At 71.1% G+C, this 21,412-nt stretch carries 21 protein-coding genes, 1 tRNA gene and 1 pseudogene; 9 read left to right on the top strand and 14 right to left on the bottom strand.

Annotated elements, in window-relative coordinates:
* The first annotated feature begins 144 nt into the window (after positions 1 to 144).
* Positions 145 to 219 (top strand) — tRNA-Val (locus ABZ939_RS03705).
* Between the two features lie 72 nt (positions 220 to 291).
* Here ABZ939_RS03705 and ABZ939_RS03710 read toward each other — a convergent pair.
* Together ABZ939_RS03710 and ABZ939_RS03715 are read right to left on the bottom strand one after the other, a co-directional pair.
* Positions 292 to 912, bottom strand: a pseudogene (locus ABZ939_RS03710) (site-specific integrase); the annotation flags it as partial.
* Positions 913 to 1,363: 451 nt separating this feature from the next.
* Positions 1,364 to 1,783 (bottom strand): hypothetical protein, encoded by a 420-nt coding sequence (locus ABZ939_RS03715; protein WP_361848711.1) that lies wholly within the window; start codon positions 1,781 to 1,783, stop codon positions 1,364 to 1,366.
* Positions 1,784 to 2,632: 849 nt separating this feature from the next.
* On the opposite strand from ABZ939_RS03715, the gene ABZ939_RS03720 reads away from it, so the two are divergent.
* Together ABZ939_RS03720 and ABZ939_RS03725 are read left to right on the top strand one after the other, a co-directional pair.
* Positions 2,633 to 3,166 carry a DUF4231 domain-containing protein gene (locus tag ABZ939_RS03720; protein ID WP_361848714.1) on the top strand — a complete coding sequence of 178 codons (534 nt, stop codon included), beginning with the start codon at positions 2,633 to 2,635 and terminating at the stop codon, positions 3,164 to 3,166.
* Positions 3,163 to 3,963, top strand: coding sequence for an MBL fold metallo-hydrolase (locus ABZ939_RS03725; RefSeq protein WP_361848717.1), 801 nt, complete (start codon positions 3,163 to 3,165; stop codon positions 3,961 to 3,963). The genes ABZ939_RS03720 and ABZ939_RS03725 overlap by 4 nt, the downstream gene beginning before the upstream one ends.
* On the opposite strand, the gene ABZ939_RS03730 is transcribed toward ABZ939_RS03725, so the two are convergent.
* Positions 3,905 to 4,663 carry a GntR family transcriptional regulator gene (locus ABZ939_RS03730; RefSeq protein WP_361848720.1) on the bottom strand — a complete coding sequence of 253 codons (759 nt, stop codon included), beginning with the start codon at positions 4,661 to 4,663 and terminating at the stop codon, positions 3,905 to 3,907. The genes ABZ939_RS03725 and ABZ939_RS03730 overlap by 59 nt on opposite strands.
* Positions 4,664 to 4,873: 210 nt before the next feature.
* On the opposite strand from ABZ939_RS03730, the gene ABZ939_RS03735 reads away from it, so the two are divergent.
* Both ABZ939_RS03735 and ABZ939_RS03740 read left to right on the top strand, forming a co-directional pair.
* Positions 4,874 to 5,098, top strand: a complete 225-nt coding sequence (locus ABZ939_RS03735) for a hypothetical protein (RefSeq protein WP_361848723.1) — start codon at positions 4,874 to 4,876, stop codon at positions 5,096 to 5,098.
* 261 nt (positions 5,099 to 5,359) lie between these two features.
* Positions 5,360 to 5,608 carry a DUF2277 domain-containing protein gene (locus tag ABZ939_RS03740; RefSeq protein WP_361848726.1) on the top strand — a complete coding sequence of 83 codons (249 nt, stop codon included), beginning with the start codon at positions 5,360 to 5,362 and terminating at the stop codon, positions 5,606 to 5,608.
* Here ABZ939_RS03740 and ABZ939_RS03745 read toward each other — a convergent pair.
* From ABZ939_RS03745 to ABZ939_RS03760, 4 genes are all read right to left on the bottom strand, one after another.
* Complete coding sequence (locus tag ABZ939_RS03745) at positions 5,568 to 6,191, bottom strand: VTT domain-containing protein (RefSeq protein WP_361849125.1); 624 nt, start codon at positions 6,189 to 6,191, stop codon at positions 5,568 to 5,570. The two genes, ABZ939_RS03740 and ABZ939_RS03745, sit on opposite strands and share 41 nt — an antisense overlap.
* Before the next feature lie 106 nt (positions 6,192 to 6,297).
* Positions 6,298 to 6,747, bottom strand: a complete 450-nt coding sequence (locus ABZ939_RS03750; RefSeq protein WP_361849128.1) for a DoxX family protein — start codon at positions 6,745 to 6,747, stop codon at positions 6,298 to 6,300.
* A gap of 183 nt (positions 6,748 to 6,930) precedes the next feature.
* Positions 6,931 to 8,580 (bottom strand): alkaline phosphatase D family protein, encoded by a 1,650-nt coding sequence (locus ABZ939_RS03755; protein ID WP_361848729.1) that lies wholly within the window; start codon positions 8,578 to 8,580, stop codon positions 6,931 to 6,933.
* A 63-nt stretch (positions 8,581 to 8,643) separates the two neighbouring features.
* Positions 8,644 to 9,306: an HNH endonuclease family protein gene (locus ABZ939_RS03760; RefSeq protein ID WP_361848732.1), complete on the bottom strand. Its 663-nt coding sequence runs from the start codon at positions 9,304 to 9,306 to the stop codon at positions 8,644 to 8,646.
* A gap of 187 nt (positions 9,307 to 9,493) precedes the next feature.
* On the opposite strand from ABZ939_RS03760, the gene ABZ939_RS03765 reads away from it, so the two are divergent.
* The gene (locus tag ABZ939_RS03765; RefSeq protein ID WP_361848735.1) at positions 9,494 to 10,249 is read left to right on the top strand and encodes an ABC transporter permease; all 756 of its coding nucleotides are present in this window, start codon (positions 9,494 to 9,496) and stop codon (positions 10,247 to 10,249) included.
* Between the two features lie 86 nt (positions 10,250 to 10,335).
* Here the strand turns inward: ABZ939_RS03765 and ABZ939_RS03770 are convergent, their stop codons facing one another.
* Positions 10,336 to 11,004: an HAD-IA family hydrolase gene (locus ABZ939_RS03770; protein ID WP_361848738.1), complete on the bottom strand. Its 669-nt coding sequence runs from the start codon at positions 11,002 to 11,004 to the stop codon at positions 10,336 to 10,338.
* Positions 11,005 to 11,259: 255 nt separating this feature from the next.
* Complete coding sequence (locus ABZ939_RS03775; protein ID WP_361848741.1) at positions 11,260 to 11,946, bottom strand: peptidoglycan-binding domain-containing protein; 687 nt, start codon at positions 11,944 to 11,946, stop codon at positions 11,260 to 11,262.
* Between the two features lie 570 nt (positions 11,947 to 12,516).
* Between ABZ939_RS03775 and ABZ939_RS03780 the strand changes: the two genes are divergently transcribed.
* Complete coding sequence (locus tag ABZ939_RS03780; RefSeq protein WP_361848744.1) at positions 12,517 to 14,571, top strand: MFS transporter; 2,055 nt, start codon at positions 12,517 to 12,519, stop codon at positions 14,569 to 14,571.
* Positions 14,572 to 14,574: 3 nt separating this feature from the next.
* On the opposite strand, the gene ABZ939_RS03785 is transcribed toward ABZ939_RS03780, so the two are convergent.
* Both ABZ939_RS03785 and ABZ939_RS03790 read right to left on the bottom strand, forming a co-directional pair.
* Positions 14,575 to 15,060 (bottom strand): GNAT family N-acetyltransferase, encoded by a 486-nt coding sequence (locus ABZ939_RS03785; RefSeq protein WP_361848747.1) that lies wholly within the window; start codon positions 15,058 to 15,060, stop codon positions 14,575 to 14,577.
* Between the two features lie 126 nt (positions 15,061 to 15,186).
* Complete coding sequence (locus ABZ939_RS03790; RefSeq protein ID WP_361848750.1) at positions 15,187 to 15,516, bottom strand: antibiotic biosynthesis monooxygenase; 330 nt, start codon at positions 15,514 to 15,516, stop codon at positions 15,187 to 15,189.
* A gap of 12 nt (positions 15,517 to 15,528) precedes the next feature.
* Between ABZ939_RS03790 and ABZ939_RS03795 the strand changes: the two genes are divergently transcribed.
* The gene (locus tag ABZ939_RS03795; RefSeq protein WP_361848753.1) at positions 15,529 to 16,647 is read left to right on the top strand and encodes a serpin family protein; all 1,119 of its coding nucleotides are present in this window, start codon (positions 15,529 to 15,531) and stop codon (positions 16,645 to 16,647) included.
* Here the strand turns inward: ABZ939_RS03795 and ABZ939_RS03800 are convergent.
* From ABZ939_RS03800 to ABZ939_RS03810, 3 genes are all read right to left on the bottom strand, one after another.
* Entirely contained in the window at positions 16,611 to 17,279 is a 669-nt protein-coding gene (locus tag ABZ939_RS03800; RefSeq protein WP_361848756.1) for an O-methyltransferase, read from the bottom strand. The genes ABZ939_RS03795 and ABZ939_RS03800 overlap by 37 nt on opposite strands.
* On the bottom strand, positions 17,276 to 18,331 hold the full coding sequence (locus tag ABZ939_RS03805; protein WP_361848759.1) for a DUF2330 domain-containing protein: 1,056 nt from the start codon (positions 18,329 to 18,331) through the stop codon (positions 17,276 to 17,278). The genes ABZ939_RS03800 and ABZ939_RS03805 overlap by 4 nt, the downstream gene beginning before the upstream one ends.
* A 200-nt stretch (positions 18,332 to 18,531) precedes the next feature.
* Entirely contained in the window at positions 18,532 to 19,782 is a 1,251-nt protein-coding gene (locus tag ABZ939_RS03810) for a cytochrome P450 (RefSeq protein WP_361848762.1), read from the bottom strand.
* A 276-nt stretch (positions 19,783 to 20,058) separates the two neighbouring features.
* Between ABZ939_RS03810 and ABZ939_RS03815 the strand changes: the two genes are divergently transcribed.
* Positions 20,059 to 21,228 carry a steroid 3-ketoacyl-CoA thiolase gene (locus tag ABZ939_RS03815; protein WP_361848765.1) on the top strand — a complete coding sequence of 390 codons (1,170 nt, stop codon included), beginning with the start codon at positions 20,059 to 20,061 and terminating at the stop codon, positions 21,226 to 21,228.
* Positions 21,229 to 21,412 lie beyond the last annotated feature (184 nt).

A 21,412-nucleotide genomic window follows, 5' to 3' on the forward strand; every position in this document is an offset into this window, starting at 1 on the left:
CGCGCTGACTGTCCCCCCACGGTAGGGACCCCACCCACCCCCCGACGATCCGGCGACCCACCGTCCGATGGTGGGGCTATCCCCCGACCCCTATCGGTTTGCGGGACCCACCCGTGGGCCATGTACGCTGTTGCCTCATTCCACGGGTGCGTAGCTCAGGGGTAGAGCGCTGCTCTTACAAAGCAGATGTCGGCGGTTCGAAACCGTCCGCGCCCACCAGTGCAAAGGCCCCCAGCCGATCATGGCTGGGGGCCTTTGACATCTACTTCTGACATCAACGGGGACGGTTGGTCACGCCCGGGGACGGCTCCTGAGCAGCCGGTCCATGTGACTGACGGCCTCGCGCTGGGTGTCCTGGACGACGTGGGTGTAGACGTTCATCGTGACAGCGATCTGGCTGTGCCCGAGGATCTCCATGACCACGCGGGGAGCGACGCCGGCAGCGGTGAGCAGGGTCGCCGTTCCGTGGCGGGCATCGTGCAGCCGGATGACGCGGAGACCGGCGTCCTTGGCTACGCGGGTGAACGAGCGGTAGAGGTTACGCGGCTCGATCGGCTGACCGGTCCGGGTGGTGAAGACATACCCGGTGTCCTCCCACTTCTCCCCGGCCCGCTCGCGCATCGCGGCCTGCTTGAGGCGCTGCCACCGCAGGGGAGCGACGCAGATGGCGGGGAGAGGGAGCGTCTGCTTGCGTCGGCGCCCCTTGGGATCGTCCTCGTACGCCTTTCCCCCGACCCGCTGGCGCTGCGTCCTGACCCGGATCTCCCGCTTGTTCAGGTCGACGTTCTCCCAGCGGAGGCCGACGACCTCCCCGCGGCGGAAGCCGAGGGCGATGGCGAGGACGAAGGCGGCGTACAGCGGGTCTTTGCGGGACGCGGCGAGGAAGTCGAGCGTGTCGTCCAGCGACCAGGGGGAGGACAGGGGGTTCAACTCGCGTCAGAACGATGCCTCCGGAGCTTCGACCCCAGGATGGTGGGGCGCCGTGCGCCGGTGCCGCTACGTCGTGGTGAGCACGGGGAGGCTCCCATCCCGTCTATCGTCGACCCAGGCAGAGCCGAGTAGACACGGGTCCTGGCGTCCAGGTCGTGTGGGTCGACGGCAGACGGGATGGGAGCCAGGGCAGACGAGCCCGGCCCTACGAACCGACATCAGAGATGAGTCAGGAGTCCGCGCTCGACGGTAGCGGCCTATCCACCAGAGAGTCCCTGACTGCGGCAACGCCTGAGGCGCACGGGGCCTCCGGAGCCGTGTGCGGCTGCACCACCCGGAGCGGCCTTGGATTGCCTAAAGGTGCCGGCGTTGCAGGTCAGACCTCGTGAAGTCGCCCATAGCGCAGCTCCTGGAGGCGCCGACAGGTGATTTCTTAGGTCAGAAGCTGCCACTGGTCGCGCCAACTTGCGACATGATCAGGCTTTATGACGGTGTTTTTAGAGTCAGGGTTACGCGGGCGTACGCCCCCGACTTGCTCCAGGAATTGCATGTGCCGGGCGCGCACTTCGGCGCGGAGCTCGTCGCCCTCCGCGATGTAGAAGTGGTGGCTGTCCGTTGCAATGTGGACGAGGATGACTCGGCTGCACGTGAGAGCTGTGAATTTGTCGATGTCTGCGATCATCCAGGCGCCCTTGGCTGCCACCATCACTTGAGCATCGTGCTCGCCAACCTCGATGTAGGTCTGGGCTCCCTTGAGTTTGGATGGGATCCCTCGCAATAGCGCCTCAGCGACCGCGAGGTGGCGGCCTGCCTGGTGGGTCTGGGAGTGGGTACGTGCGGCGGCGACTGACATGGATGCAGCATGCCGCAAAGCGCGACGAGGGGAAGAGGGTTCAGCCCGGCGGGATCGCTTGAGCGCAGCTGTCGCCAGCCACGCAGGCTTCGGTGAGATGGCATCCATGTCTGACATCAACGAGAGCGTACGCATGCAGCTCTGGGCGGTTCCTTGAGGGTGCCTCGGGTGAGGTGTGAGCAGTTGGGGCGGGTCTCCGGTCGAACCTACAAAGCAGTCAGCGCCCACCAGTGCAAAGGGCCCTCGCGGATCACGTGGAGGGGCGCTCGGTATCCGTCTCTGACGTCAGCGGGGGCGATCAGGACGGGGCGCGCCGGGGCCGGTCGGTCGGGCATTCACGCAGAATGGGGCTTCGCTATGATCCGTGCATGTCGCTACAGAAGGTAGATGCCGCGTAGGGCCCCGAGTGGGCTTCGGGCGAAGCAACCCGATTCCCGGAGCCTTCGTGCGATCAGCACGTTGCTCATTGGCGTCTGTCCCGGACCGCCGGCGTGTACTTCCCTGCACACATACTTGTTTGTCGATGGCCTGGACATGGTGTCGCGCAGCGACAGCAGGGCAGCCGGCTTCCATCCGCGGTGGCTTCTCCGCCCCGGGGGACCGCTCTATCCGACTGATGCGGCCCGCACCGTGAGCGTTGCGACCGATGGGGTTGGCTTCGGGGTGCGACTGCAGGGCGAAAACGTGGTTTGGACCGACCTGATGCACCCGGGGTTCGACGGGAGGGTCGTCGAGGAGGTGCGCTTTCATCTCGGGCAGTACATAGGGGAGATCGAGCGGGCGTACGCGCACAGGCCTGCGTTCTTGTCGCCTTGACTGGGCCCGCGCGCGGGGGATGTACTCCGAGGTATGGACGAGGTGGGGGACGCGCCCGAGGTTGAGGTGCCGGATGGTGAGATGACGCCGGAGGGGTACGTCGAGACCAGGTTGACGCAGTATCAGGAGTGGTACGACGGCAAGGCCACCAAGATGAAGGCCATGCACCTGCGGATGCGGACCGTGTCCGTCGTCGGCGGGGCGCTCGTGCCCGTGTTGGTCAATCTTGATCTGGGGTTCGCGAAGATGACCGCCACCGCGCTCAGCCTGGTGGTGGTGGCCTCGGTGTCGCTGGAGAGCGTGTACCGGTATCGCGAGCAGTGGAAGAACTACCGGTCCACCGAGCAGCTGCTCGGGCACGAGCGGGTCTACTTCGCCGCCAAGGTGGGGCCGTACCACAACCTTTCGGAACGCGATCGCTTCACGACCTTGGTCGCCAGGGTCGAGAAGGCCATCGCCAGCGAGAACTCGGCCACGCTCAACGTCATGACCCTCGGCGGCCAGGTCTCCGCCGACGTCCAGCAGAGCGGCGTACCGGCGCCCCGGCAGGCGGCGGAGGGGAGTTGACTCTCCGGATCACCGTTCTCGGATCCGCCACCCCCTACCCGCGGCCCGGGAACCCCTGCTCCGGATATCTCGTCGAGGGCGGCGGCGTCCGGGTGTGGGTGGACGCCGGGAGCGGGGCACTCGGGGAGTTGCAGCGGTACGCCGGGCTCGGGGAGATCGACGCGGTGTGGATCTCGCACCTCCACGCCGACCACAGCGCCGACCTGCTCACCGCCTACTACGGACTCCTCTACGCCGACATCCGGCTCGACGCGCCCGTTCCGCTCTACGCGCCGCCCGGGACCGCCGACCGGCTCGCCGGGTTTCTGACCAACGGGCCCCGGCGCAGTCCCGTCGAAGACGCCTTCGCCGTCGAGGAGTTGTACGACGGGCACGAGGCGCGGGTCGGCGGGCTGACTCTGCGCGGCCGGGCCGTCGAGCACGGCGGTATCCCCGCCTTCGGACTGCGGATCGAGGACGAGGAAGGGCGCCGGATCGCGTACTCCGGCGACTGCGAGCCGTGCCCGTCCCTCACTGAACTCGCCCGGGACTGCGAGCTGTTCGTCTGCGAGGCCGACGGCGAGGGGCCCGGTCACCACTCCGCCGAGCAGGCGGGGAGAACGGCTGTCGACGCCCACGTCGGCAGACTGGTCGTGACGCACGTGGGGCCCAGCGTGGATCCCCGTCACGCCGTGGCGGACGCCGGCCGGGTGTTCGCGGGCGAGGTCGCGTACGCCGCGCCCGGCCGCGTCTTCGCCGTCACGCGTCGAAGTCGTACTCCAGGACGTACGACGCCGAGTCCAGCGTCATCTCGTTGAGCTCCACCGCAACCCCCTTGTCCGTGAAGGCCGTACGGCCGATCAGGATCACCGGCGTGCCGAACTCCAGGGCGAGCCGCGTGGATTCGTCGGCCGAGGGCATCCGGCAGCGGATCTCCTCGCGGAAGTGGACGGGCTGGTGGCCGAGTTCGGCCAGTCGGGCGTAGGTGCCGCCGGGGCCCGTATCCGGGGTCGCGATCGGTGTGCCCTGGGCGAGGGTGGCGGGGAGGTACGAGACGGAGAGCAGGACCGGCTTGTCGTCCAGGACGAAGCGGCGGCTGCGCACGCAGACCGGGGAGTCCGGCGGCAGGCCCAGCGCTCCGGCGACCCGGGCGCTCGCCCGCTTCTCGCCGACCTCGATCTGGTCCACCACCAGCGCCCGGTCCTCGATGTCCGCCGACCAGACCGATCGGCCCGTGCCCCAGTGGTCCTGTGCGAGCCGGGGGATGCCCCGCCGGCGGAGCGGGCGGAACGAGCGGACGAAGACCCCGGCGCCCTTGCGGGCCTCGGCCAGGCCCTCGTTGCGCAGTACGGACAGGGCCTGGCGGGCCGTCATCCTGGCCACCTCGTACGTGGTCATCAGATCGTTCTCGCCGGGGAGCCGGTCGCCGGGGGCGAAGGCGCCTGACTGGATGGCGGTTCTCAACTCGTCGGCGATGCGCTGGTACTTGGGCCGACGACCGCTGTCCTGGTCAGTCATGGGTGGACCACTCCCTTCGTTGCGGGACACCCTACGGCGCGCTCGGACGAGGGGAAGCACGCGTGTGGGCCGACGTGTGCGGTCGATCCATCCATCGGGGGACATCTCTAGAGATACGTTGACAGGGAGGGGTCTCCAGGCTTCTCTGGGTGTATCTCTAGAGATCTGGGACTCGCCTGTGACTCCGGGATTCCGGGACGGAGGGGATTCGTGCAGCCTTTGCCCGAGGTCGGTGACCTCGTACGCGACACTGCCACCGGGCGGGTCGGCTTCTACGTGGACAGCGTCGCCGGCCGGTTTCTGATCCGGCCCGTCAACGGCGGCCGCGAGTGGGAGGCCGAACCCGGGGACGTACAGCTCGCCACGCCCATGAGGGAGCTGCGGGCACGCGCCGCGGAGATCAACGCCCGGAGCAGACGGGGGCTCGGGGGCTAGAGCGGCTCGGGGGCTAGAGCGCGGGGCGCGCCTGACGTCGGCAGTGCACCGCGCCCAGGGGGCGATACTGGCGGTGCGCGCCGGGCCTCGGGGGCTGGCGTTGTCGGTGCACCGGGCCTGGGGAGCTGACCTCGCCGGTCCGCCGCTCCCCACGGAGCCGGGCCTCAGGACCTGACCTCGCCGGTCCGTCACGCCCTACGGCGCCACGCCCCACCCCGCCTCGGACCTGACGTTGTCAGTCCGGCGCGCAACACTGGAGGCATGTGCCGCAGCATCAAGACCCTCCGACCGCCCGCCCTCCCCGAAGAGGCCACCGAGGACGACATCCGCGCCGCCGCCCTGCAGTACGTCCGCAAGGTCTCCGGCTTCCATCACCCGGCCGCGCACAACCGCGAGGTGTTCGACCACGCCGTGGACGAGATCGCCGAGGCGACCGCGAGGCTCCTCGACGGCCTGGAGGTGCGCGGGCTCAGGAAGCCGGTGCGGGAGCCGCAGCCGGACGCCGTATGACATAGGCGGCCAGTGCGCCCGCCAGGAAGAGCGCGAGGATCGAGACCCCCGCGCTGAACCAGGTCGCGCCCAGCCACAGCCCGCCGAACCAGCCGAGCGCCACGCTGTAGCCCGCCCAGGCCACCCCCGCGAGCGCCGACCACGGCAGGAACTCCACGATCCGGCGCCGGGCCGCGCCCGCGCCCAGCGAGACCACCGAGCGGCCCGCCGGGGCGAAGCGCGCGATCACCACGAGCAGCCCTCCGCCGCGCGCCAGAGCGGCGCCGAGACGTTCCTGCGCGACCGTCAGCCGACGTGAGCGGGCGATCGCCCGGTCCAGCCGGGCCCCGCCGCGCCAGGCCAGCCGGTACGCCACGAAGTCGCCGAGGACCGACGCCGTCGCCGCGCAGAGGAGGAGGGGGAGTACGGAGGGGACGTCCGGCGAGGCCGCCGTGGCGGTCGCCGCCGCCGTCGCGGCCGTGATCACCAGGACCCCGCTCGGCAGCACCGGCAGGAAGACGTCGAGAAGTACCGACGTGGCCACCGCCGCGTAGATCCACGGGCCCGCGGTCAACGACCTCAGTGACCCCATGCTGTCGAGCACGTTCACAGCGCCAGAGCCTACGCGGCGGCGGGGTGCGAAAACGGGGCAGGGGCCGGAAACCGCACAGGCAGTTCCCGGCCCCCACTCCGTCGAGGGTGCGCGGGCGTTACGCGGCGACCGGCGCGCCCTGCTTCTCGCGCTGCTCGGCGTCGGCGCCGCGGGCGCCGAAGAGCCGGTCGAGCGCCAGCGCGCCCGGGCCGGTGAAGACGATCAGCAGGAACGCCCAGCAGAACAGCGCCGCGGACTCGCCGCTGTTCTGGAGCGGGAAGAGCGCCTCGGGCTGGTGGACCTTGAAGTACGCGTACGCCATCGAGCCGGAGGCGAGGAACGCGGCGGTACGGGAGCCCAGGCCGACCAGCACCAGCACACCGGCGACGAGCTGGATCACGGCCGCGTACCAGCCCGGCCACGTACCGGCGGGCACGGTGCCACCGCCCATCGCACCGCCGAGGACGCCGAAGAGCGAGGCGGCGCCGTGGCAGGCGAAGAGCAGGCCTATGACGATGCGGAACAGGCCGAGCGCGTACGGCTGGACCTGGTTCAGGCGGTTCGCCAGGTTGTTCATGGGGACGGGACTCCTTCGGTCGGTCCGCTTCCGGAGGGAAACGGAACGTGGGGGACGGAACCGATGAGGCCGTCAGGTTAGGCATCCCTCAGTAGTACTTGCAAGTTCAACATTCGGTCATTCGGTGATCTGTGGCGAGCGTCACGCACGGTCCGGCCGGGCGGCGGCCCGGGCTCAAGTGCCGCTGAGCGTCCGCTCGTCGACGGTCACCAGGCGACCGCCCCGGCGGGCCTGAGTGAGTGTCAGCCGGGCCGAGCGGCCGCGCAGGGTGAGGGTCATCAGCTGGTTGCCGAACCACGGCCCACCCGTTCTGGACCAGCCGACCGGCGCGGGACCGGCGTGCGCGTGGGCGGTCAGGGCGCGGCCGAGCCGGCGGCCCGCCCGGCTCCAGCCGAAGCGGAAGCCAAGGCGGACCGGGCGCGGGATCGCGTTGTGGAGCGGGGAGCAGGTCAGCTGCGTCACCCGCGCCTCGGGCTCGCCGTCGGGCCATCGAGGCTCCGCCACATACGCGTGATGGACGTCCCCCGACAGCACGCACACCGTGGCCGGCGCCTGCGGGCCGCTGCCCGCCTCCGCGAGCAGACGCGTCAGGGCCTCGAACGACGAGGGGAACGCCGCCCAGTGCTCCAGGTCCGCCCGCTGCCGCAGATTCTCCGCGAACCGCGCCCACCGCCCGTCAGGACCGCCGCGTTCGCCCCGGCACAGCGCCGCGTTCCAGGTCTCCGCGTCATGGATCAGCGGCGGCAGCAGCCAGGGCAGTGAGGTGCCCACGAGTAGATGGTCGTACGAGCCCCGGTCGGCCAGCGCCTGTTCCCGCACCCAGGCCGCCTCGGCCTCGTCCAGCATCGCCCGCCCGTCCTCCCGCAGGACGCGGGCCGCTCGCGTGTCGATCATCACCAGCCGGGTACGGCCGAAGTCCCTGCGGTAACTCCAGCGCACACATGCCGGATCGGCGTCCGCCTCCGCCACGAACCGCCGCAGCGCGTCCGTGCCGTCGGGGGCGGCGCACACCTCGGCGTACAGGGGATCGGCGGCCAGCTCCGCGGGGGAGAGGTTGCCGAGGTGCTGGTACACCCAGTACGACATCAGCCCGCTCAGCACCCGCTCGCGCCACCAGTGCGTGGCGCGCATCCGTGTCAGCCAGGCGGCGCTCGTGTTCCAGTCGTCGATGACGTCGTGATCGTCGAAGATCATGCAGCTCGGCACGGTGGAGAGCAGCCAGCGGACCTCGGGGTCCTGCCAGGACTCGTCGTAGAGCCGGGTGTACTCCTCGTACTCCCCGACCTCCGAGCCCGGAGGGTCGCGCGGGTCCCGGCGGGCGGCGAGCCAGCGGCGGGTGGCGGCCGAGGTCTCGTCCGCGTACACCTGGTCGCCCAACAGCAGGAGCACGTCGGGGCGTTCGGCGTCGGCGTGGGTGGCCAGATGTGTCGCCAGCGTGTCCAGGGCGTCCGGGCCGACCGGGTCGTGGCCCGCCGCGGGCTTCGCCGCCCAGCGGCACGAGCCGAACCCGACGGCGACGCCGTCACCGGGTGCCGGCGTGCGGATGGTGCTCGGCGGGAAGCGCGAGTCGGGCAGGGGCCAGACCGGGCGGCCGTCGAGCCGTATCTCGTACTCCGTCGTCGTGCCGGGTGTCAGACCGGCCACCGGGATCACGGCGTAGTGGTGGCCGGCGATCTGGAAGGTGCGTGTGCTGCCGCCGGCGCCGGAGGCGCACCGGGCCTCCGCCGTGCACGGGCGGTCGGCCTCGATCCAGATCGTCGCGGAGTCGCCCGTCACCCCGTCGACGTACCGCAGCAGTGGTCCGAGTCTGAGTCCCGCCGCCATCGTGATCCTCCTCCGTCGTCCCGCCGTACGGTACGGAACGACGGAGGGGAGCTGGAAGCGTTCTCAGCAGCCGTTCAGGACCGACTGGAGGGCGCTCTTCTCGGCCGAGTCGACGCTCAGGCCCCAGTAGTACTTCGTGTGGACCCACGCGCGGGCGTACGTGCAGCGGTACGCGGTCCGCGGCGGCAGCCACTCCGCCGGGTCGAGGTCGCTCTTGGCCTGGTTGACGTTGTCCGTCACCGCGATGAGCTGCGGGCGGGTCAGGTCGTTGGCGAACTGCTGGCGCTTGGCGGTCGTCCAGGAGTTCGCGCCGGAGCGCCATGCCTCGGCCAGCGCCACGACGTGGTCGATGTCGAGGTCGGCGGAGGCGGTCCAGGTGGCGCCGTCGTACTCGGAGTACCAACTGCCGCTGACCGCGGCGCAGCTGGAGTCCTGGACGACGTTCACGCCGTCGCGCTTGAGGACGACCTCGCGGGTGTTGCATGCGCCGGACTGGGTGATCCAGTGCGGGAAGAGATCACGGCTGTAGCCGGAGGAGGAACCTTCCGCCTTCACCGTGAGGGAGGCGAGGTAGGTGCGGGCGGTGGCCGCGCTGACCGGGGTCGGCATGGCCGCCTGGGCGGTGGGGGCGGTGGCGAGGAGGCCGGTCACGGAGAGGGCGGCGGTGGCGGCGAGTACGGTCGCGCGACGGGTTATTCGACGCGCGTAGACGCTTGCGGCGAGCATGCGAACTCCCTTGATGTGGGGGGACCTTGGCCGTGTCGTCCCCAGGCGGGTGCCGGACGGCCCGGTCATCGTGGCGGCGCCAGGTTTCTGTGGGGGGTGCGCCAGGTAACAGAGTGGCGACATGGGCACGTCACATCAAGGGGTGTGACGGAACGACAGTTCCGTTTTTCGGTCCTAGGGTTGGCGTGTGCTTCTGGAAGTGAACGTCACCTTTGGGGTGGTTCTCGCCGTTCTGCTCGTCGTGGCGGCGGGCGTCGTCGCTGTCGCTCGGCTCGGGCGCGCTCGCGACACCCTGGTCGCGGGTGGACGTGCGGCGGTCCAGCTGATCGTGGTGTCGCTCGTGATCGGCTGGGTGACGCGGTATCTGCCGCTGCTGCTCGGCTTCCTGCTGCTGATGTACGGGGTGGCGGTGTGGACGGCCGGGCGGCGGGTGGTGCCGTCCCCGGGGCGCGGCTGGTGGTGGGCCGGCGTACCGATCGCGGCGGGTGTGGTGCCGGTCGTCGGGGCGCTCGTGCTCACCGGGCTCGTACCGGTGCGGGGGGTGGCGCTCATCCCCGTGACCGGCATCCTCATCGGCGGCGCGCTGACGGCCACCGTCCTCGGCGGGCGGCGCGCGCTGGACGAGCTCGAGACGCGGCGGGGCGAGGTGGAGGCGGGGCTCGCCCTCGGGCTCCTCGAACGGGAGGCGCGTCTCGAGGTGGCGCGGCGGGCGGCGTCGGACGCTCTGCTGCCGGGTCTCGACCAGACGCGGACGGTGGGGCTCGTCACGCTGCCGGGCGCGTTCGTGGGCATGCTGCTGAGCGGGGCGTCACCGTGGCAGGCGGGGGCGGTGCAGCTGTTCGTCCTGGTGGCGCTGCTGGTGGTCCAGGCGGTGGCCGCGGCAGCGGTTCTGGAACTGGTGGCGCGGGGCGCTCTGGCGCGTGGCCCTGGAGCGGGCGGCTGACCGGGTGACCTGTGAGGGCCGGCCCTCGGGGCCCCGGTCCCATCCGCGGACGGCTCCGGGGGCCGGTGGGCGGGGCCGGTGGGTCGTTACGCCGAGAACGTCAGGTGGATCATGCCGTCGGAGAGGCGCTCGACCGTCAGCGTCGTGAGGTCCATGACGTGGACGTCCGGGGCGAAGGCCGCCGCCCTCGGGCCCACGCCCACCACCCGCATCCCCGCCGCGCGCCCGGCCTGGATGCCGGCCTCGGAGTCCTCGAAGACCACGCAGTCGGCCGGGTCGAAGCCCAGTTCCGCCGCGCCCTTGAGGAAGCCCTCCGGGTCCGGCTTGCTCGCGCCGACCCGCTCCGCCGTGACCCGGGTCTCCGGCATCCGCAGCGCCGCCGCGCCCATCCGGGCCTGGGCGAGAGCCTCGTCCGCCGAGGTCACCAGGGCGTGCGGGAGGCCGGCTATGGCGTCCATGAAAGCAGGGGCGCCAGGGACGGGCACGACACCGTCGAGGTCGGCGGTCTCCTCCGCCAGCATCGCCCGGTTGTCCGCGTAGTTCTGCTCCATGGGCCGGTCGGGGAGGAGGACGGCCATCGTCGCGTACCCCTGGCGGCCGTGGACCACCTTGAGCGCCTGCTCGGGGTCCAGCCCGTGCCGGACGGCCCAGCGGCGCCAGCAGCGCTCGACGACGGCGTCCGAGTTGACGAGGGTGCCGTCCATGTCCAGGAGGAGGGCGCGGGTCGTGAGCGTGGCCGGGGTGATGGCGGGCATCAAGGGTCTCCAGAGGGGTGGGAGGAGAACAGAGCGGTCCCGCCCACCGGTCAGGGAGTGCGGGCGGGGCCACTTTGTTTCTCCACGATACAAAACGCGGGGCCGTCTCCGCCAATCCGTCCCGCATCGCGGACCTCGTAGGGTGTCAGGGGGCCTCGTTAGGACGTCAGGGAGCCTCGGAGAACCTCGGATCCCAGCCCGCGAGGACCTCGGACCCCAGCCCGTGAGGACCTCGGACCCCAGCCCGAGAGGACCTCAGCCCGCCGTCTGCGCCTCCAGCGCCTCACGCGTCTCCGGCCCGTACACGCCCTTCTCGTCCTCCTCGATGTACTGCCAATCCTGGAACTTCTCGACCGCGCGCCGCACCTGCCTGGAGTACTGGCCGTCGATTGGGCCGTTGTAGGCCCATGCCTGCGTGAGCCGCCGCTGCAGCTCCTCGACCTCGGCCCCGGAGTCCCCGTACCGCAGGGTCGGGCCCGGTGATTCCTCCGTGGCCGTGGGGGTGGGCGCGGAAGTGGTCCGGGTGGCCGTGGGGGGCGGCGGCGCGGCCGGCGCGGTGGTGGTGACCTGCGTGGTCCGGACGGCGGAGGGCGAGGGAGACGCCGAGGCGGTCCGCGACGCCGACGCCGACGCCGAGGCAGAGGTGGACGGCGGGGTGGACGGCTCCTCGGAGACGGCGATGTTCTCCGACGCGCTCGTGGTGACCGTGGGTACGGCCGCGCGGTCGTCCGTCTCGCCGCCGTCGTCCAGCAGGCCGGTCGCGACGGCCGCCGTGGCGACGACCGCGACCGCGACCGCCGCCGCGAGCGCCACGATCGCGCCGCGCCGGCGCGTGGCGGGCCGCGGCTCCGGCTCGTCGTACCGGTCGTAGTCGTCGTAGTCGTCGTACGCGACGGCGTCCCGATCGGCGCCGACGCCGATCCCGGGCAGCAGCAGCGGCATGGTCTCGGAAGGGTCCCCGGCCGGCTGCGCCAACGGCTGCGGCGGCACGGGATCAGGTACGGGGACGGGCGCGGGTACGTGACCCGGTGCCGGTGCCGGATCGGGCACCGGTACGGCCCCGGACGCGGGTTCAGCTACCGGTACTGGTCCAGGCGCCGGCTGAGGTACTGGTACTGGTCCAGGCACCGGCTGAGGTACCGGTACCGGTCCAGGCACCGGCTGAGGTACCGGCACGGATCCAGGTACCGGCTCAGGTGCCGGTACGGGCGGCATCTCCGGCGCCTCGTACGTGCCCGGCTCCGGCGCGTCCAGCGTCACGTACGGCCGGATCCGCAACGGATCGAAGTCCTCCGCCGCGGCGATCTCCGCCTGGACGCAGGCGCAGCCCGGTCTTCTCTCTACACCGCATTCAGGACAGACGTGTCCGACCACTGTGGGTCCCCTCCCCATTCCAACTGCGAGCGATTATGCAGGCCGCCCCGCTCGGTCAGGTGAACAGCAGTTCCCTCGGCAGGCCATAACCGGACATAACAATCAGGATGGGGTGGTACGGACCCGAGGAGAGTGCCCATGGCCCAGGAAGTACGTTCGCCGGACGTCGGCGGCGACCCCGCGCCGGGGGAAGGGCAGAGTCACCGGAACGTCGTCGTCGCGATCGGTGCGCTGCTGCTCGGCCTGCTGCTCGCCGCACTCGACCAGACCATCGTGTCCACCGCCCTGCCGACCATCGTCAGCGAACTCGGCGGCATGGAGCACCTCTCCTGGGTCGTCACCGCCTACATGCTCGCGTCGACCGCGGCGACCCCCCTGTGGGGCAAGCTCGGCGACCAGTACGGCCGCAAGAAGCTCTTCCAGGCCGCCATCGTCATCTTCCTCGTCGGCTCCGCCCTCTGCGGCATCGCGCAGAACATGCCGCAGCTCATCGGCTTCCGTGCCCTCCAGGGTCTCGGCGGCGGCGGTCTCCTGGTCCTGTCGATGGCCATCGTCGGCGACCTCGTCCCGCCCCGGGAACGCGGCAGGTACCAGGGGATGTTCGGCGCCGTCTTCGGTACCACCAGCGTCCTCGGCCCGCTGCTCGGCGGGCTGTTCACCGAACACCTCTCCTGGCGCTGGGTCTTCTACATCAACCTGCCGATCGGTGTCGTCGCCCTCTTCGTCATCGCCGCCGTGCTGCACATCCCGGTACGCGGCACCCGGCACACCATCGACTACCTCGGCACCTTCCTCATCGCCTCGGTCGCCACCTGCCTCGTCCTCGTGGCCTCCCTCGGCGGCACCACCTGGGACTGGGGGTCCCCCCAGATCATCGGGCTCGCCGTCCTCGGCGCCGTGCTCCTGGTGTGGTTCGTGTACGTCGAGCAGCGCGCCGCCGAGCCCGTCCTGCCGCTGAAACTCTTCCGGATCCGGACGTTCACCCTCGTCTCGGTCATCAGCTTCGTCGTGGGCTTCGCGATGTTCGGCGCGATGACCTATCTGCCGACCTTCCTCCAGGTCGTCCAGGGCGTCACCCCGACCATGTCCGGCGTGCACATGCTGCCCATGGTCCTCGGCATGTTCATCATGTCCACCACCTCCGGTCAGATCGTCTCGCGCACCGGGCGCTGGAAGGTCTTCCCCATCGCGGGAACCGGCATCACGGCCCTCGGGCTGCTGCTGCTCAACGAGCTGACGGAGACCAGCTCCACCTGGGAGATGAGCTTCTACTTCTTCGTGTTCGGCGCCGGACTCGGCCTCGTCATCCAGGTCCTCGTCCTGGTCGTGCAGAACGCCGTCTCGTACCAGGACCTCGGTGTCGCCACCTCGGGCGCCACCTTCTTCCGGTCCATCGGAGCCTCGTTCGGCGTCGCGGTCTTCGGCACGATCTTCACCAACCGGCTCAACAGCAAGCTGGACGACATCCTCGCCGGGCAGCCGCTGCCCCCGGGGACCGGCCCCGAACAGATCGCGGCCGACCCGCGCGGCATCACCGCACTCCCGCCCGAGCTGCGGCCACAGGTCCTGCACGCGTACTCGACCTCCATCACCGACGTCTTCCTCTACGCGGCGCCCGTGGTCCTCGTCGCCTTCGTGGTCTCCTGGTTCCTCAAGGAGGACAAGCTGCGGGGGTCGGTCACCGCCCCCGACAACAGCCAGACGCTGGCCTCCAACCCGGTGGAGCGCTCCTCGTACGACGAGTGCTGCCGCGCCCTGTCCCTGCTCGCTTCACGCGAGGGACGCAGGGCGATCTACGTGAACATCACGGCGAAGGCCGGGCTCGATCTGCTGCCCGCCGCGAGCTGGCTGCTGCTGCGGATCCGCCGCCACGGGACCGTGGAGCCGGCCCGGCTCGCCGAGACCACCCCCGTACCGCTGCGGGTCGTCACCGAGGCGTCCCGCCAGGTCGAGGAGCGCCGCCTCGCGCGCCGGGAGGGGCTTCAGCTGATCCTCACGGAGGAGGGCGTCGAGGCCGCGGCGAAGCTCGCGAAGGCGCGAGAGGAGTCGCTCGCCGAGCTGCTCGGGGACTGGTGGGGGCCGGACCGGCCCACGGACCTGGTGCAACTGGTGGAGGAGCTGACGGCCGAGCTCTGCGGCTCGGACGGGGAACGGCCCCACGCGCCCGAGCCGCCGCGCGACCATCACGCGTAGCGGTCAGAGCTCCTTGCCGTACCAGATGTCCATGTACGGGCCCTCGCAGTACGCCGGGATCTCCGCGTACCCGTGGCGGGTGTAGAGCGTGCGCGCCTCGATCAGGTCGAGACGGGTGTTGAGGACCATCCGGCGCGCGCCCAGCTCACGGGCCGCGTCCTCCAGATGCCCCAGCAGGGCCCCGGCGCCGCCCGTGCCCCGGAACGCGTGGCGCAGGAACACCCGGGTCAGCTCGGCGCGTTCCTCGTCGAGCAGCAGCACGCCACCGCAGCCGGCCGCCTTCCCCTCGTAACGGCACACCAGGAACTGGCCGGTGGGCGGGGTCAGCAGCTCCACGCCGTCGTTCGTCAGCCCCTCGTCGATCTCCGCCTCGGTCGCGGGGCGCTTCCAGTAGCGGCTCGCGACATCGTCGTAGTAGTCGCGGCGCAGGGCGGTGGCGTCCGGGGTGTCGACGCGCTCGGGAGAGAAAGTCCAGGTCATGCGGGCCATTGTGGGTCGCGCGAGCGGGACTCGTCGCCCGTATTTCGGTCCTCCGACACCCTCGGACGGGGCGGTTCCACAGGGTGCCGGCGCCCGTGCCGCGGGCGCGGCGGGTCACCGGACGCCGGCGGAGTGTCAGTCCTGCTTGGGGGACGCCTGCTGGACGACCTCGAACGACCAGAGCGTGGAGCCGGTCGCGGCCGGCTTCGGGCGGTCCTCGGCGCCGCCGCCTCCGCCGCCGTGGGCGGCCTTCATGGAACCGCTCATCCAGTTCTGGAAGTCCTCCTCACTGCGCCAGCGGGTGTACACCAGGTACTGGTCCGTACCCTCCAGCGGACGCAGCAGCTCGAACCACTCGAAGCCGTCGGAGCCCTCCACGGCCCCGGCGCGGGACGCGAAGCGCTGCTCGAGAACCTCGCGCTGTTCGGCCGGGACGGTCAGGACGTTGATCTTCACGATGCTCATGAAGGGCAGGATATGAGTGGTACGGAACTGAGCACGCGCGCAGGGGCCGTGCGCGTCCTCGGCGAGCGGTGGCTGCCGCACCTCGGCGAGGAGGACTTCGTCTGCTCGCCCGCCGGGCTGTGGCTGGCGCTCGGCGCTGTGGCGGCCGGGGCGCGTGGGGAGACCGCCGAGGAGCTGCGGGCGGTGCTCGGGGTCGCGGGCGAGGAGGCGGCCGAAGCGGTGACGGCCGTGGCGCGCGAACTGGCGCGGACCGAGGCGCTGGAGGTGGCGACCGGGGTGTGGAGCCGGATTCCGCTGCTGCGTGCGTACGCGGACGCGCTGCCGGACATCGGGTTCGGGGCGCTCGAACGGGACGCCCAGGCGCGGCTCGACGCGTGGGTACGGGAGTCCACCGGCGGCCGGATCGAGCGGCTGCCGCTCGCGCTCGACGGTTCCGAGGCGCTCGTCCTGGTCAACGCTCTCGCCCTGAAGGCATCGTGGCGGGCGGAGTTCAACGCGGCCCTGACCCGGGACGAGCCCTTCACGGACGTGTACGGCGACACCGTTCCCGTACCGACGATGCGTCAGCTGGTGCCCGCTCGCTGGGTGTGGACCGTGGACGGGGCGACCGTGGTGGAGCTGCCGTGCGAGGGGGAGCGGGGCCCGCTGGTCCGCTTCGTCCTCGGGCCCGAGGGCGCGGAGGCCGCCGAGGTGCTGCCCGCGGCCTGGGCGCCGGACGAGCGGCGGAAGCCGGTGGCCGCGGAGGGCGTCGATCTCGCGCTGCCGCGCTTCTCCTTGCGGATGGAGACCGATGTGCACGCGCGGCTCGACGTCCTGGGTGTCGCGTCCGCGATCCGGCCCGAGGCCGACTTCACGGGGCTGTCGGCCGAGCGGCCGCTGTGGATCTCCGCCGCCGTCCAGGAGGCCCTCGTCGAGGTCGCCGAGCAGGGCGTGGAGGCCGCCGCAGTCACCGTCGTCGCGATGACCCGCGGCGCCGCGCCGCCCCGCCACGAGCTGATCGCTCGGGTCGCCTTCGACCGGCCCTTCGGGGTGGCCGTGCTCGACGCCTCGGGCGAGGTGCCGCTCTTCGCCGGCTGGCAGTCGAGCGCGCCCCGCTACGCCACGACGCGGGCGAGCAGCAGCCCGTCGTAGCCCTTCACGCCCACCGTCTGGAGCGCCGTCGCGTCCAACCGGGGTTCGCGCGAGATCAGTTCGAACATCGCGCGGGTGCCGGTGATGGCCGCGTCGTCGGGGTGCTCCTCGGCGATCTTGCCGCCGCGCACCACGTTGTCGACGACGATGACTGTGCCGGGGCGGGAGAGCCGCAGCGCCCACTCCACGTAGTGCGGGTTGTTCACCTTGTCGGCGTCGATGAAGACGAAGTCGAACGGGCCCGCGCCCTCCGCCTCCAGCTTCGGCAGGGTGTCCAGGGCCGCGCCCGTCCGGACCTCGACGATCGTGTCGAGGCCGGCCCGGGCGATGTTGGCGCGGGCCACGTCCGCGTGGTCCGGGTTGTACTCCAGCGTGATCATCCGGCCGTCGGCGGGCAGCGCCCTGGCCATCCAGATCGTGCTGTACCCGCCGAGTGTGCCGATCTCCAGGACCGTGCGCGCGCCCTGCATCGCGACGAGCAGGTGCAGCAGTTTGCCCTGGTTGGGGGCGACGGCGATCTCGGGGAGTCCGGCGGCCCGCGAGTCGGCGAGCGTCGCGGCGAGCGCCTCGTCGGCCGGGGCGAGCAGGTCGGTGAGGTAGCGGTCGACGGTGGTCCACTGATCGGTGGTCATGCGGCCGAACGTACCGCAGGGCGACGCCGTCGGACGCGTACCGCGACGGTCGTGCCGACGGCCGCCACCAGCACGCCCACCACCGTCAGGAGCCAGACCGGGATCCCGTCGCCGACCGTGAGGAGCCGGTCGTGATAGATCACTTCGCGGTACGGGGTGTCGGCGACCGTCCTCAGTTCGTGGTCGCCGTCGATCCGCGAGGGTTCGGGGAACTCCTGGTCCAGGGCGGTCAGATAGACCGGGCGCCCGCCGGTGAGCGCGGCCACCGCGCCCTTCGTCTCCTCGATCCCGCCCGCGAAGGTCACCTCGGGCTCCCGCCCGCCGATGTCGTCGCGCGGCTCCATGCGGTGGTCGGCGAGGACGTACAGGCCGAGGGACTGATGGGTCTTCGCGAGGCGGGAGAGCCGCATGGGATAGATCAGCCGGTCGCTGGCGAAGCTGATCCGCAGCGGGTCGAGCTCGCCCCGGAGCGCCGTGCCGTCCGCGTCGGGCGCCAGGCGCACCGCGACGTACTCCCACTTCTGCTCGACGTACGGCCGCAGTTCGGTCGCGAGCCGGTCGGAGAGCTGGAAGCCGTTCTTCTCCAGCCAGCCGCTCAGCGCCTTCGGGTCGGTGGCGGTCAGTCGCGCCACGTCGAAGGGGCCGAGGCGTTCGCGGCCGACGACCCCGACCGCGCCGGGGCGGGGCGGTGCGGCGGCGCCGGCACCGTCCACGTCGCTGTCGAAGGGCCAGTCCTTCGCGCGCGGCCAGAAGTAGTGCCGGTCCTTGTGCTCCGGGCGGGTGAGCCGTTCGAGTTCGTCGAAGAGCTCGGGGTCGCCGAGGGCGACGTCGGCCCGGCCGGGTACGGGCATGATCCAGGCGGCCCGTTCGGCGTTCCCCTGCACGGTGAAGCGCATGACGATCTGTTCCGTACGGCCGTCCCAGCGCACGGCCGAGGTCTCCCGGTCGACGCCGATGCGCTGGTTTCGGTCCGGGATCATGGCGCCGCAGCCGCAGGCGTACGCCGGTGCGATCAGTGAGCCGAGCTGGAGCGCGAGCAGCGCGACGATCATGGCCAGAATTCTGTGTGTCCCCCGCATGCCCCCTCAGACGCGGAGCACGAAGATCCGGTTCCGGGGTCCTCGGAGGTCCGAGGGCCCAGGGGGTCGGGTTTCTCGGGGGCTTCAGGGCCGGCGGGAGGCGGGAGCCCCAGGCGTAGGGGGATTGAGCTCCCGCCTCCCGGTCTGTCAGGAGCCTCTGGCGGCAGCCTGTGTCAGGAGCCGACCCGGACCTGCAACTCCTTGATCCCGTTCAGCCAGGCCGCGCGCAGCCGGCGCGGTTCGCCCGCGAGCGTCAGGTCGGGCAGGACGTCCGCGAGCGCGTTGAAGATCAGCTCGATCTCGTTGATGGCGAGCGACTTGCCGAGGCAGAAGTGCGGGCCTCCGCCGCCGAAGCCGAGATGCGGGTTCGGGTCGCGCGTGATGTCGAAGGTCTCCGGGTTCTCGAAGACCTCGGGGTCGTTGTTGGCGGAGGAGTAGAAGAGCCCGATCCGGTCGCCCTTGCGGATCTTCTGGCCGCCGAGCTCGGTGTCCTGGGTCGCCGTCCGCTGGAAGGAGACCACCGGGGTCGCCCAGCGCACGATCTCCTCCGCGGCGGTCGCCGGCCGCTCCCGCTTGAAGAGGTCCCACTGCTCGGGGTGGGTGAGGAAGGCGTACATGCCGTGGCTGATGGCGTTGCGGGTGGTCTCGTTGCCGGCCACCGCGAGCAGCAGCACGAAGAAGCCGAACTCGTCCGAGGAGAGGTTGCCCTGGCCCTCGGCGGCGACGAGCTGGGTCACGATGTCCTTGGCGGGGCACTCCTTGCGTGCGGCCGCCAGGTTCATCGAGTAGCCGATGAGCTCCATGGCGGCCTCGGCGCCGATCTCCTCGGTGATGGCGTACTCGGGATCGTCGTACGCGACCATCTTGTTCGACCAGTCGAAGATCCGGGCGCGGTCCTCCTGCGGTACGCCGATGAGTTCGGCGATCGCCTGGAGGGGCAGCTCGACCGCGACCTGGGTGACGAAGTCGAAGGAGCCGTCCCCGCCGTCAGCGTTGCGCCTCGCCTCCTCGACGATCTTTTGTGCGCGCTCGCGCAGGGCCGTCTCCAGGGTCCGTATCGCGCGGGGGGTGAAGCCGCGCTGGACGATCTGGCGGACGCGGGTGTGCTCGGGCGGGTCCATGTTGAGCATGATCAGCTTCTGGACCTCGATCTGGTCCCGGGTGATGTGCTGGTTGAAGCGGATGACGGCCGTGTTCTCCGTGGAGGAGAACAGCTCGGGGTGCGTGGAGACGTACTTGACGTCCGCGTGCCGGGTGACGGCCCAGTAGCCCTCGTCGTCGAAGCCGGTGATGCCGCGCGGCTGAGGGCACCACCAGACGGGTGCCGTCTGCCGCAGGCGCGCGAACTCCGGGAAGGGGATGCGGCTCTGGAGCAGATCGGGGTCGGTGGCGTCGAACCCTTCGGGGAGGTGAGGGCAGGGCATCGGCAACACACTCCATGTCTGAGGCACGCTTGTCCGCCGCGTGTCTGACGGTCCATCAGAAGGTGGTCGCAAGGTAGTAACGGGTTCTACAAGTCGCAAGGGATGCGGCGGGAACTGTTGCCGGTAATCGGTGCACGCGGGTGCGTGCACAACCCTTGCGTACCGGCGGTAGCAGTCATAAGACTTCACTCAGAACTAGAACGCGTACTAGTTCCCCGTACCGCCCCCGTCGCGGAGTGCCGGGACACCCCGCCCGGGCGAGGAGAGGACGAGCTCATGGCCGCGGAACCCGTCATCGTCGAAGCAGTACGCACCCCCATCGGCAAGCGTGGAGGCGCGCTCGCCAATCTGCACCCCGCCTACCTCCTGGGCGAGACCTACCGCGAACTCCTCGGACGCACCGGCATCCACGCCGACTGTGTCGAGCAGATCGTCGGCGGCACCGTCACCCACGCCGGCGAGCAGTCCATGAACCCGGCGCGCAACGCCTGGCTCACCATGGGACTTCCCTACGAGACCGCCGCCACAACCGTCGACTGTCAGTGCGGTTCCTCGCAGCAGGCGAGCCATATGGTCGCCAACATGATCGCCTCGGGGGTCATCGACATCGGCATCAGCTGCGGGGTCGAGGCCATGTCGCGCGTCCCGCTGGGCTCCGGCTCCAAGCACGGACCCGGAAAACCCTGGCCGGACGAGTGGAACGTCGACCTGCCCAACCAGTTCGAGGCCGCCGAGCGCATCGCCCGGCACCGCGGCCTCACCCGCGAACGGGTCGACTCGCTCGGTCTGCTCTCCCAGGAACGCGCCGCGAACGCCTGGTCCGAGGAGCGGTTCAAGCGCGAGACCTTCGCCGTCCAGGTCCCGACCACCGAGGAGGAACAGGCCGCGGGGCAGGGCATGTGGCGGCTGGTGGACCGCGACGAGGGCCTGCGCGACACCAGCATGGAGGCGCTCGCCCGGCTCAAGCCGGTCATGCCGACCGCCGTCCACACCGCCGGCAACTCCTCCCAGATCTCCGACGGCGCCTGCGCGCTCATGTGGGCCTCCAAGCGCATGGCCCGCGCCCTCAAGCTCAGGCCCCGCGCCCGGATCGTCGCCCAGGCCCTCGTCGGCTCCGACCCGCACTTCCACCTCGACGGACCGATCGACGCCACCCGCGCCGTCCTCGGCAAGGCCGGCATGTCGCTCAGGGACATCGACCTCGTCGAGATCAACGAGGCTTTCGCCTCGGTGGTGCTGAGCTGGGCGCAGGTCTTCGACCAGGATCTCGAGAAGGTCAACGTCAACGGCGGTGCCATCGCGCTGGGTCACCCCGTCGGCGCGACCGGGGCGCGGCTGATCACCACGGCCCTGCATGAACTGGAGCGTACGGACAAGGAGTTCGCGCTCATCACGATGTGCGCCGGGGGGGCGCTGGCGACCGGCACCATCATTCAGCGGCTGTAGGCGCTGCCCTCGGGGCCCGGGCCGCGGGGGTGGGGCGCGGGCCGACCTGGGCCTGGGGGTCGGGCGCAGGACCTGGGCCGGGGGTGGGGCGCCGAGACCCGGGCCCGAGGGACGGGCGCAGGACCCGGGGGCCGGGCGCAGGGGTCCGGGGGCCGGGCGCAGGACCCGGACCCGAGGGCCGGCC

The organism is Streptomyces sp. NPDC046712, from assembly GCF_040645695.1.
Classification (GTDB): domain Bacteria; phylum Actinomycetota; class Actinomycetes; order Streptomycetales; family Streptomycetaceae; genus Streptomyces.